Raw genomic sequence first — 2,851 nt, 5'->3', positions numbered from 1 at the left:
GCGCATCAAATGGCCCAAGAACGGGTCTATCGGGATTGGCAAAAGGCAGCTCGCAATGTGAGCAAAGCTGCTGATATCTTACACCTGTTCGTTGAGGGGTAGTGACCGCATAGCTGCGATAACTGCCAACTTTTAGAGCTTACCCGCTGCAGTCAGGGCCGCATGAACCGTCTTGAAGGGTAAAAGTAGCGACAGAGGGACACCCAGGAGCGGCACCGCCCCATAGCTGGCATACCACTTTGCAACTCGTTCATTTTTGGCATCAATGAGCAATGCCACACCACCCGCCTCCGCTGCAACGTAAAGAGCACGACGGCCCGCAGCGAGGAGCAACTGCCCTCCCAATCCTTGTCCCTGGGCCGATTTTTCGACCGCCAGGCGTCCCAATCTAAAGACAGGTACTTCATGGCGAGCCAGTCCACGCTTCACAACCTCCGGCGTGCACTCATAGGCAATTGATGCAGGGCTAATACTGTAGAAGCCAAGGATTTTGCTGTGATCGGTATCGTCAATCGCCAGAAAGGTCTTCGCTCCACCCTTCTCGTGACTCTTCCGGGCATGCCGTTGAAGAAATTCGTTCAGATCAGTTTCGCCACAGTCAAAACCCGCCCTATCGTGTCGCTTCTCAATAGCCTCTTCATGCCAGGTGGGCAACGTCATTTACTTTTTGGCATGGCGAAGGCCGCAGCCATAAGCTTTTTGTTGGGTTTGGGCGGATTTTCGAGAAGATCCAGCACCTGCAAACTATCGTGCGCTGTGAGCGCCAGCTGTTCGCTCTGATCGATAACGTCCTTGGCTGTCGCTACCGCAGTCCGAATCACAAATTCAGTCAGGTTGGTGTGTTGCAGTGCGGCGGCGCGAACCAGCAAAGTCTTTTCCTCAGCAGCGATACGCAGCGACATACGGTCGTTGTTTTCTACCGGCACTCGGGGCATCTGATGGCCCTCCTCTTGTATCTGTACAGCTTGAAATTGTACACAGCCTGCATGCGATGTCAATATATACTCTTTTAAGGCGTACATGATCTAAGGGGCAAACATCTATGAAATCGATCTGGGATACCGAAGAACTGGCAAATCAGTGGAGCTTGAACTTCGAGGAGATGCAGCTACTCAAATCCAAGCCCAACCGCAATCATCTCGCATTCGTGAGTCAACTCAAGTTCTACAAGAACTCGGGGCGCTTCCCCTCCTCCGCTAAAGATATTTCTCCCACGGTGCTCCATTACCTCGCAAACCAAATAGAGGCAGACGTGGGCCAGCTCCAGTCCTATAGCTGGTCAGGTCGTACAAGTTTTCGACATCGTCGGGAAATATTGGACTTCATTGGTATCCGACGGGTCTCTGCTGCCGATAAAGAAAACTTTACTGCCTGGTTAGCTCAAAACGTCTATCCACGGGGTGTCGACACCAGTGAAGCCACTGAGCTGGCTTTCGACTGGTTCCGTACACGCAAAATCGAATGCCTGGCCGAGAAGGAGCTCGACAGGCTTGTCCGATCAGCCCAGCAACAATTTGAGGACGAGCTTTTCGAGCACATCAGTAAATGCCTGCCCCTACAATGCAAACAACGACTGGACCAGTCGCTGGAGAGCGTGGAGGGCAAAGCAATCTTCACGGACATTAAGTCCGATCCGGGGCGCGTCGGTCTCGACAGTGTCCTCAATGAGACAACCAAATTGGCATTCATTCGAACGATCAAACTACCCATAAAACAGCTCGAGAACATCCACCCCAAGGTCCTGCATCGCTATCGGCAACGTATCGGTACGGAGAGCGCCTGGGATGTGAAACGACACCCGGAACCACTCCGATACGCCCTACTCGCTATCTTTCTCTACACCAGACGGCGAGAAATCATTGATGGGCTGGTCGATCTGCTGATACAAATCGTTCACAAGTTGTCAGTAGGGGCTGAACGTAAATTGGTGAAAGAATTTGTGGGTGGTTTCAGGCGGGTGCACGACAAGAACGCCCTGCTCTACCGGATCGCCGAGGCAGCACTGGAGAATCCCGATGGCCGGGTCAGGGATGTAATCTATCCCGTAGCCGGCGAGACAACTCTGCAGAGCCTGCAGAAAGAACAAAAGGCAACGGGCCCCAGCTATCAGCGGCGCGTCCACCAAATCATACGAGCCTCTTACGGAAACCACTACCGCCGAATGCTCCCGGAGATATTGAAAGCATTACAGTTTCACTCGAACAATATCAGACACCGACCTGTACTGGATACCCTGGCGTGGTTAGAGAAAAATAGAGAAAACACGCAGCGCTACATCACACTCGGTGAGGGCATTCCTATTGAAGGCGTTATCAAGGCCAAATGGCGAGACATTGTCATCGAGGAGGTTCGCGGGGAAAATCGCATCAACAGAATCAATTACGAAATATGCGCGCTGCAGGCTTTACGTGAGCGATTGCGGTGCAAAGAAATTTGGGTGGCCAACGCGGACCGATACCGTAACCCCGACGATGACTTGCCCCCGGACTTTGACCAAAACAGGGCCGATTACTATGAGAATCTCGGGCAAACTACCGATGCCGTGGCGTTTACGGACGGGCTTCGTGATCAACTCAAGCTGGCTCTTGAGAACCTGAACAAGCAGATTCCACGCAACCCAAAAGTCAGAATTTTCAGCCAGGGCAAGAACAAGATCTCTATCACCCCGTTTGAGCGGTCCCCTGACCCCATCAACCTGGCAACTCTGAAACGTGAGGTCTCGAGTCGATGGCCGATGACGGGACTGCTTGATGTTCTGGCTCTTCAGGAAAATTTGTGGGTAAAAAGCAGCCCAACGAGGGCTGAGATTCTGCGAAAAGCGGGTTAACAGGAAGGAGTGCATCCTGCTCCC

3 protein-coding genes are annotated in these 2,851 nt (G+C 52.6%); 1 reads left to right on the top strand and 2 read right to left on the bottom strand.

Annotated elements, in window-relative coordinates:
- Positions 1-132: 132 nt before the first annotated feature.
- Positions 133-660, bottom strand: coding sequence for a GNAT family N-acetyltransferase (locus G533_RS0119170; RefSeq protein WP_027951293.1), 528 nt, complete (start codon positions 658-660; stop codon positions 133-135).
- Positions 657-935 carry a type II toxin-antitoxin system TacA family antitoxin gene (locus G533_RS0119165; protein WP_027951292.1) on the bottom strand — a complete coding sequence of 93 codons (279 nt, stop codon included), beginning with the start codon at positions 933-935 and terminating at the stop codon, positions 657-659. The genes G533_RS0119170 and G533_RS0119165 overlap by 4 nt, the downstream gene beginning before the upstream one ends.
- Positions 936-1,042: 107 nt before the next feature.
- Between G533_RS0119165 and G533_RS23030 the strand changes: the two genes are divergently transcribed.
- On the top strand, positions 1,043-2,827 hold the full coding sequence (locus tag G533_RS23030; RefSeq protein ID WP_051230704.1) for a DUF4158 domain-containing protein: 1,785 nt from the start codon (positions 1,043-1,045) through the stop codon (positions 2,825-2,827).
- Positions 2,828-2,851: the final 24 nt, after the last annotated feature.

It is taken from the genome of Haliea salexigens DSM 19537 (assembly GCF_000423125.1).
Taxonomy (GTDB): Bacteria; Pseudomonadota; Gammaproteobacteria; order Pseudomonadales; family Halieaceae; genus Haliea; species Haliea salexigens.
Note: the sequence above shows the minus strand (reverse complement) of the source record. Positions and strands in the feature narration are given on the sequence as shown.